Origin of the sequence: Xylophilus sp., assembly GCA_009914555.1 — a bacterium.
GTDB lineage: Bacteria > Pseudomonadota > Gammaproteobacteria > Burkholderiales > Burkholderiaceae_C > WNDY01.
Genome location: WNDY01000102.1, coordinates 1 through 7867 on the forward strand (window position 1 = coordinate 1; position 7867 = coordinate 7867).

The 7867-nt window shown below is 55.0% G+C and carries 12 protein-coding genes and 1 pseudogene; 5 read left to right on the forward strand and 8 right to left on the reverse strand.

Annotation, left to right across the window (positions count from 1 at the left end; all coding sequences use genetic code 11):
- A partial coding sequence (locus GAK38_RS22875; RefSeq protein ID WP_325347151.1) for a transposase occupies positions 1–243 on the forward strand: 243 nt, incomplete at its 5' end.
- Positions 240–584, forward strand: coding sequence for a hypothetical protein (locus tag GAK38_RS22880; protein WP_325347150.1), 345 nt, complete (start codon positions 240–242; stop codon positions 582–584). The genes GAK38_RS22875 and GAK38_RS22880, both read left to right, overlap by 4 nt.
- Positions 585–605: 21 nt before the next feature.
- Here GAK38_RS22880 and GAK38_RS22885 read toward each other — a convergent pair.
- The 8 genes and pseudogenes from GAK38_RS22885 to pcsA all read right to left on the reverse strand — a co-directional run.
- A pseudogene (locus GAK38_RS22885) lies at positions 606–941 on the reverse strand (ABC transporter permease subunit); the annotation flags it as partial.
- Positions 938–1390: an ABC transporter permease subunit gene (locus GAK38_RS22890; protein WP_325347205.1), complete on the reverse strand. Its 453-nt coding sequence runs from the start codon at positions 1388–1390 to the stop codon at positions 938–940. The gene GAK38_RS22890 and the pseudogene GAK38_RS22885, both read right to left, overlap by 4 nt.
- Positions 1357–2019 (reverse strand): ABC transporter permease, encoded by a 663-nt coding sequence (locus tag GAK38_RS22895; protein WP_325347206.1) that lies wholly within the window; start codon positions 2017–2019, stop codon positions 1357–1359. The genes GAK38_RS22890 and GAK38_RS22895 overlap by 34 nt, the downstream gene beginning before the upstream one ends.
- Positions 2019–3089 carry an ATP-binding cassette domain-containing protein gene (locus tag GAK38_RS22900; RefSeq protein ID WP_325347207.1) on the reverse strand — a complete coding sequence of 357 codons (1071 nt, stop codon included), beginning with the start codon at positions 3087–3089 and terminating at the stop codon, positions 2019–2021. Before GAK38_RS22900 ends, GAK38_RS22895 begins: the two co-directional genes overlap by 1 nt.
- A complete protein-coding gene (locus tag GAK38_RS22905) occupies positions 3049–3213 on the reverse strand; it encodes an ATP-binding cassette domain-containing protein (protein ID WP_325347208.1) in 165 nt (54 codons plus the stop codon). Before GAK38_RS22905 ends, GAK38_RS22900 begins: the two co-directional genes overlap by 41 nt.
- Positions 3182–3526 (reverse strand): ATP-binding cassette domain-containing protein, encoded by a 345-nt coding sequence (locus GAK38_RS22910; RefSeq protein WP_325347209.1) that lies wholly within the window; start codon positions 3524–3526, stop codon positions 3182–3184. The genes GAK38_RS22905 and GAK38_RS22910 overlap by 32 nt, the downstream gene beginning before the upstream one ends.
- A 162-nt stretch (positions 3527–3688) precedes the next feature.
- The gene (locus GAK38_RS22915; protein WP_325347210.1) at positions 3689–4663 is read right to left on the reverse strand and encodes a quinone oxidoreductase family protein; all 975 of its coding nucleotides are present in this window, start codon (positions 4661–4663) and stop codon (positions 3689–3691) included.
- Positions 4664–4670: 7 nt separating this feature from the next.
- Entirely contained in the window at positions 4671–5471 is an 801-nt protein-coding gene (gene pcsA / locus GAK38_RS22920; RefSeq protein WP_007878870.1) for a phosphatidylcholine synthase, read from the reverse strand.
- A gap of 282 nt (positions 5472–5753) precedes the next feature.
- Here pcsA and GAK38_RS22925 point away from each other — a divergent pair, with 282 nt between their 5' ends.
- The 3 genes from GAK38_RS22925 to GAK38_RS22935 all read left to right on the forward strand — a co-directional run.
- Positions 5754–6995, forward strand: a complete 1242-nt coding sequence (locus GAK38_RS22925) for a UbiH/UbiF family hydroxylase (RefSeq protein WP_325347211.1) — start codon at positions 5754–5756, stop codon at positions 6993–6995.
- A gap of 73 nt (positions 6996–7068) precedes the next feature.
- Positions 7069–7284: a heat shock protein HspQ gene (gene hspQ, locus GAK38_RS22930; RefSeq protein WP_325347212.1), complete on the forward strand. Its 216-nt coding sequence runs from the start codon at positions 7069–7071 to the stop codon at positions 7282–7284.
- A gap of 75 nt (positions 7285–7359) precedes the next feature.
- Positions 7360–7867, forward strand: a 508-nt coding sequence (locus tag GAK38_RS22935) for a transposase (RefSeq protein WP_325346951.1), incomplete at its 3' end; no start/stop codon positions are given.

Consider the following 7867-nt stretch of genomic DNA (forward strand, 5'->3'; position numbering starts at 1 on the left):
GTGGCGCAGAACGTCAATGGTCGCCGCTCGGCCATTGACGGGCGCACGACGCGCCATTCCGGCTATGGGGTCAGCTTGCGCATCCGCAAGCGCATCGAGGAGGCGTTCGGTTGGATCAAGACCGTCGCGGGGCAGGACAAGACGAAGTTCCGTGGCCGCGACCGCGTCGGATGGGCCTTCACCTTCGCGGCCGCCGCCTATGATCTGGTGCGGCTGCCGAAACTGTTGGCGGTGTCGTCATGAGCGCGGCCCCGAACTGCCGCCTGATTGGCCGCTGGCGGATCGTCGAGGCCGATCTATGGGATCGGGATTATCTCGACCTGGTTGACCCCGCCACAATCACCATCGGGGCCAACGGGCATGGCGAAATCGCCTTCGGTGCGATGCAAGCGAGCCTCGATCTCGGCTACAGCACGTCCATGGTCTTCTTCAGATGGCGCGGAAGCGATGAAATGGACGAAGTATCGGGCGACGGTCATGCCGAGTTACTCGATGATGGCGCGATCGAGATCACGTTCGCATACGATAGCGGAGACGAGGCCGTGCTGAAGGCCAAACCAGAGACTTCTTCAACAGCCTGCTAGACGCACGCCTGGCATACCGACGAAGCTTTCGCCCAACATGGCTGAGGCACCAATGCCGAGAATAGTGAGCGCGAGACCCGTTGCGACCTGATTGGTCACAAGCGACAGTGTCAGAAAAGCGAAAATGCCTGAAAACAACGTGCCTACCAGAATGGCGGCAATCATGCCGAGCCACGCCGAACCGGTGAACTGCGCGGCAGCAAACCCCGAAACAGCGCCCATCAGCATCATGCCTTCGACGCCAAGGTTCAAGACACCAGAGCGTTCGACAACGAGTTCACCAATGGCTGCAATCAGCAACGGTGTTGCAGCTTTGCGATGGTGAGGAGGATTGCCTGTGTCAAATCCATTGATCAGGCCTTTCCTGCTGAGCGAGCCGCCACAAAGCGGATGCGATAGTGAATGAGCGTGTCGCAAGCGAGCACGAAAAACAGGATCATGCCCTGAAACACGCGCGCTGACTTTTCGGAGATACCGATGGCAACCTGTGCCGCCTCGCCGCCAAGGTATGAAAGTGCCAGTACAAAACCGGCTGCAATCGCACCAATCGGATTTAGCCTTCCAAGGAAGGCAACGATAATCGCCGTAAAGCCATATCCCGGTGAGATGACAGGACGTAGCTGGCCAATGGCACCGGAGGTTTCTGCGATACCTGCAAGACCAGCCAGTGCGCCTAAAATTGCGAAGACAAAGAAGACCAGCTTACCGCGACTGAAACCTGCAAAGCGCCCTGCCCGCGGGCTTTGGCCGATAACCTTGACCTCAAAGCCTTTCAGCGTCTTGGCGAGCAGGAACCAGACCAGCACCGCAGCAACAATGGCAAAGATGAAGCCCCAATGGGCACGGCCCGATGCACTCCAGATTTCAGGCAGCACCGCACTTGGATTAAACTGGCGCGTTTCCGGAAATTATAGCCTTCCGGATTGCGCCATGGACCACGCACCAACCAGTCGAGGAACAATTGCGCGACATAAACCAGCATCAGGCTGGTAAGAATTTCATTGGTGTTGAAGCGAACTTTCAGAAGCGCTGGGATGGAGGCATAGGCAGCTCCACCCGCCATGCCCATCAGCATCATCAAAGGCAATACGATCCACATCTGCAGATCGGGGAACATCACCGGCAGGATCGAACCGGTAATTGCGCCAATAATGAACTGGCCTTCAGCGCCGATATTCCAGTTGTTGGACTGGAAACAGACACAAAGACCAATAGCGATCAGAATAAGCGGTGTGGCCTTAACCAGAAGCTCATGCCAAGACCATACGTCAAACAGAGGTTCGACAAAGAAGACATAAAGCGCATGAAGCGGGTCTTTGCCCATCAACGCAAAAGCAATACCACCAAAAACAAGCGTAAGCGCCAAGGCCAGCAACGGCAAAACGGCGCTAAAGATTTTTGAAGGCTGCGGACGTTTTACGAGTTCAATACGCATCAAGCTGCCCCCGCCTGATCCGAGCCGGAAACGCCGCCCATCAGAAGGCCAATCTTTTCCAGCGTTACGTCTACGATAGGCATTGGAACGGAAAGCGCGCCATGGTTCATCACGGCAATACGATCACTGATTTCGAGCAGTTCATCCAAATCCTGACTAATCACAAGCACGGCTGAACCCGAGCGGGCGACATCAACCAGAGCCTGCCGGATATGCGCCGCAGCGCCTGCATCCACGCCCCATGTTGGCTGATTGACGACCATTACAGAGGGAGAACGGTCCAGCTCGCGTCCTATGATGAACTTCTGCAGATTACCGCCCGACAAGGCCGATGCTGGTGGATTTTCCGCACTCTTACGCACATCCATTGTATCGATGATGCGCTTTGCAGCCGAGCGCAGCGCGCTTTCGGCAATAAGCTTCAACCTACCGCCGCGCATGAAGGCCTTCGCATCGGTCTTATAGCGCGAAAGGAAAAGATTGTCGGTCAGCGTCAGCGTTGGCACCGCGCCATGTCCAAGGCGCTCTTCCGGCACAAAAGCTGCGCCCATCATGCGGCGCTCACTAATGTCGAGTTTGCCAGCATCCGTGCCACGAATGCGTACCGACGAGGGCGTAGATTGCAGAACCTCGCCCGAAATGGCTTCAAAGAACTCGCCCTGCCCATTACCGGCAACGCCAGCAATACCAACAACTTCACCGGCTCTGATGCTGAGAGAAATGTCTTTCAGTGCAGTCGAAAACGGACCGCGCGGAGCTTGAGACAGGTTTTTGATTTTAAAAAGTGGCGCTGCCTGTGCTTCCAGAGCTGTCATGGGGCTGCGTGCCACGACCTTGATGTCATTGCCGACCATCATGCGGGCAAGCGATGCAGCCGTTTCCTGTCTGGGATCACAATGCGCGACGACTTTGCCGTGACGCAGCACAGTGGCGCGGTCGCAAAGCCGTTTCACCTCTTCGAGGCGATGACTGGTATAAAGGATCGACTTGCCTTCCGCCTTCAAACGCTCCAGCGTTTCAAACAGGCGGTCAGCTTCCTTGCGGTGTGAGAACCGATGTCGGCTCGTCAAGAATGATGAGGTCCGGTTCCTGCAAAAGGCAGCGCACAATTTCGATACGCTGGCGTTTACCGACCGAGAGGTCACCAACATGGGCTTGCGGATCAATCGGAAGACCGTAAGCCTGCCCCCACATTTTCGGCAGCAGTGAGCGAGTCAAACAGCGAGAAATGCTGGAAAACCATGCCGATGCCAAGTTTTCTTGCCGTAGCTGGTTCGTTGATCGTTACCGGCTGACCTTTCCAGACGATCTCGCCCTCCAGAGGCTGGAGCGCGCCGAACAGCATTTTCACGAATGTGGATTTGCCAGCACCGTTTTCACCCAAAAGGGCGTGTATTTCCCCAGCTTCGATGACGAGATCTACCGCATCGCACGCTCTGAGTTGACCAAATACTTTAGTGAGTCGGCGGACATCCAAAAGAGGCCGGTCGGATAAAGGCGCTGACATTGTTCCCCAAGGTTATATTTGAACGACCTTATCCAGCAAGTTCGTTCTTGAAAAGCCAAAAAGAAAACGGCGGAGGACATATGCACACCGCCGATTCATTTCACGCAATTTATGATCCAAAAAGCCACGCAACTTTTCGGGATCGTGCTCACAGCTTCTATATTACGGAAGCAGAATACTCGCACCCGTCGTCTTGCGCGCTTCGAGGTCTTCATGCGCTTTACGCACATCTTTTAGCGCATAGGTCTGGTTGATTTCGATCTTCACTGCACCACTTGCGACGACATCGAACAACTCGTTCGCCGTCTTCTCGAGTTCAGCACGCTTTGCAACGTAATTAAACAGCGTCGGGCGGGTGGCAAAAAGCGAACCCTTTTGAGCGAGAAGATTGAGATCAAACGGAGGAATAACGCCGGATGACTGGCCGAAGCAGGCAAACATGCCCAGCGGCTTCAGAACATCGAGCGACCCCATATAGGTGTCGCGACCCACGGAATCATAGACAACATTCACGCCCTCGCCGCCGGTCAATTCCTTCACACGTTCAACGAAGTTTTCGGTGCGGTAATTGATGACATGGTCATACCCATGGGCTTTGGCCAGAGCGATCTTCTCTTCCGATCCGGCTGTACCGATAACGGTTGCACCAAGATGCTTCGCCCATTGACCAGCAATAAGCCCGACACCGCCTGCTGCCGCATGAAACAGGATCGTGTGTCCCGGCTTCACAACAAAGGTCTGACGCAGAAAATATTGCGCCGTCATGCCCTTAAGTATCATGGCAGCAGCGGTTTTCAGTTCGATGCTGTCAGGTACTTTAACAAGCCTGTCGGCAGGCAAAATGCGCTCTTCGGCATAGGAACCGGGCATCGCTGCATAGGCAACCCGATCGCCAACCTTGAGGTTCTCGACGCCAGAGCCGACCGCCACGACAATGCCTGCCCCCTCGTTGCCCGGCGTGAACGGCATCTGCGCTGCCTTATAAAGCCCAGTGCGGAAATAAACGTCGATGAAGTTCAGCCCAATGGCCTCATGGCGCACCTTGGCTTCACCTGCTCCCGGCTCACCGATCTCGATCTGTTCATATTGCAGGACTTCCGGACCGCCGGTCTGGTGAACCCGAATAGCGTTGATCATGGTTTCCTCAGCCTCTCTTCTTCGCTTCTGCAGCCTGTTCAGCCGCGATAACAGCAGCAGTTCGTCCGAGATTAGGGAAGAACTGCATGATTGCGCCGATGAAGTAGATATAAAGACCGGTCACTGTGATGCCGACGCGCACCCAGAGCGGCGCATCGAGCGTATAGTAAAGTCCTGCAGCGCCAAAGGCACACCACAGTAAAAAGATCGTCAGATTGAGCGGGCGCAGACGCACCACACGCACCGGATGCAGGAAGCTGATTGGCAGGAAGGAAAGGATCGCCGACAGAACCACAATGGCGAAGGCTTCCCATTCTCCGGGCCGGACAATGAAGAGCGTAAAAACCACCATATTCCAGACGACCGGGAAGCCTTTGAAGAAGTTCTCCTTCGTCTTCATGCCGGTGTCGGCATAGTAAATCGCGCTCGAAACCACGATAATCGCACCGGATATGAACGACAGGTTCGTCCCCATGAACCCGCTTTGATAAAGCGCAAAGGCGGGTATCAAAACATAGGTCACATAGTCGATAATGTTGTCGAGCAATTCGCCCGACCAGTTCGGCAGCACATATTTGACTTCGAGCTTGCGCGCGATTGGTCCGTCGATGCCATCGACGAACAATGCAAGGCCAAGCCACCACCACATAGCGGTGTAGCGGCCATCACTTGCGGCCACGATTGACAGAAACGCCAGAAACGAACCGGACGCGGTGAGCAGATGAACAGAAAATGCCTTCGCCTGTGGCGCAGTCACTTTCTTGGCTTTGAGTTTTCCGGTTAGTTTGCTTTTCACGCCGTTTGCCATTTCTCTTGATCGCCGCCTTCAATCTTCCAACAAGGCGTAAAGCGGCAGATAAGACCTCCAACGCGAATGATCGGTGGAAGCCATGCTGTTGCACAAAGCTTTCCGCGAATAAGGCGAAAAGAGCAAGTAAGTCGTGAGACAAAACCGCCCTCATTCCACCAAAGATTGGGTTTTAGCTTATGCAACAATGGCCTTTGACCGCCATTTGCGGTTAAGTGGCAACAAATACGACGCGATAAGAATCGCTTTGGGCCGGAAGTTTCTGGCCAGGGATTGAGCACTATGAATGACGTGGTTGTAGAAAAGCCCCTCACCGAAATCACAATCGGTGGCGGTGGCCCTGCCGGAATGATGGCCGCATTGGCCCTAAGCGCCAAAGGTTATCGCACGGCACTGCTCGGTCCGGAAACCGACAGAAACGACCGCCGCACCACAGCGCTGATGATGCCAGCTATCCGCTTTCTTGAAGAAATCGGTGTCTGGGGCGATATCGCACCTGAGGCTGCTCCTCTTGCTTCAATGCGTATTGTCGATGCCACGCAGCGTCTCATCCGCAGCCCCGCCGTAACATTCCGCGCAGGCGAAATCGATGAAACAGCCTTTGGCTACAACATCCCCAATGCAGCGTTGAACCAGAAGCTTACGGAAGCGGTTGAAAACAACCCTACAATTAAACGCATCACGCAGCCTGCAATCGAATATCGCAACAATGGCGATCACGTCACCATAACGCTTGCAGGCGGCGATACGCTGCATACCCGTCTTGTCGTAGCAGCTGATGGACGCAATTCCGCTGCACGCGAAGCTGCTGGTATTCGCACACGTCGCTGGAGCTATCCGCAGACGGCCGTGGTGCTTTCTTTTGCGCATGAAGTCGAGCACGAGAACATCTCGACCGAATTTCATACAGAAGAAGGCCCGTTCACACAGGTTCCGCTTAAGGGAAAACGTTCAAGTCTCGTCTGGGTGGTGAACTCAGGCCGTGCCGAAATGCTGCTCGCATTGGATGACGTGGCCCTCGCTCAGCGCATCGAAGACATGATGCAATCAATGCTTGGCAAGGTGACGATTGATATCCGTCCGCAAGCGTGGCCGCTATCGGGAATGGTGCCGCTTTCATTTGCATCAAAGCGCACCATTTTAATCGGTGAAGCAGCGCATGTGTTCCCGCCTATCGGCGCGCAAGGGCTTAATCTCGGCACACGCGACGTCGAAATACTGATCAAGGCCATTGCAAGCGATCCATCGGACCCCGGTTCGGACCGTGTGATCCGCGCTTATGATCGTGGCCGTCGTCCAGATATTCTGGCCCGCACAGGTTCGGTGGATGCACTCAACCGTTCACTGCTCTCGCCTATGCTGCCGGCACAGATTGCACGCGGCGTCGGCTTGGAAATGCTGCGCTCTTTTGCGCCGCTCCGCGCATTCTTCATGCGTGAAGGCCTACGCCCTGGCAGCGGCTTTTCTCAGCTGTTGCCGCGGCTTCCGAAACTCCCTAATCGCGAGAAAAGCGCGACAAAATAATAAATCGCTTCAATAACCGAACCTGAAACCTCCCGCAGCTTTAATTCAGCGCGCGGTGAACTACATATGTCTCATGGGTATGACACAGATAACGCACGCTAAGTTTCAGATCGGACAGGTGGTCAAGCATCGACTGTTTCCTTTCCGAGGGATCATTTTTGATGTCGATCCGGAATTTGCGAACACCGAGGAATGGTATGAGTCCATCCCTGAAGAGACCCGGCCGCGCCGCGATCAGCCGTTCTATCATTTGCTGGCAGAAAACTCGGAGTCCGAATATGTGGCCTAGCAGGCTGTTGAAAAAGGCCTGGCGTGAAGACTTTGGTCGTGATTCATTGGCTTTGTGGAGATTCGGAGTTGATGGATGCGTGGCGGCGATGTGAGGACAGGTCAACTCTTCAGTTATGTCGATCTGGAGGATCGTGTTCGTCGTGATCATCCGCTGCGGGCAATCCGGCAGATCGTGAACGACGCGCTCGTTTTGCTGGAACGGGAGTTCGCAGCGCTCTATTCGCCGATCGGGCGGCCATCGATCGCGCCTGAAAAGCTTCTGCGCGCCATGCTTCTGCAAGCCTTCTATTCAATCCGCTCTGAGCGACTTTTGATGGAGCGGTTGGAATACGACCTTCTATTCCGCTGGTTCGTCGACATTGGCATTGACGATCCAGCTTGGGACCATTCGGTGTTTTCGAAGAACCGCGACCGGCTGCTGGAAGGCGACATCGCCGCGAAGTTCCTGGGTGCGATCCTTTCGCAGCCCAAGGTAAAGCGGCTGCTGTCAACGGACCACTTCTCTGTCGATGGCACGCTGATCGAAGCCTGGGCGTCGATCAAGAGCTTCAAGCCGAAGAACGGCTCGGGCGAATCACCAT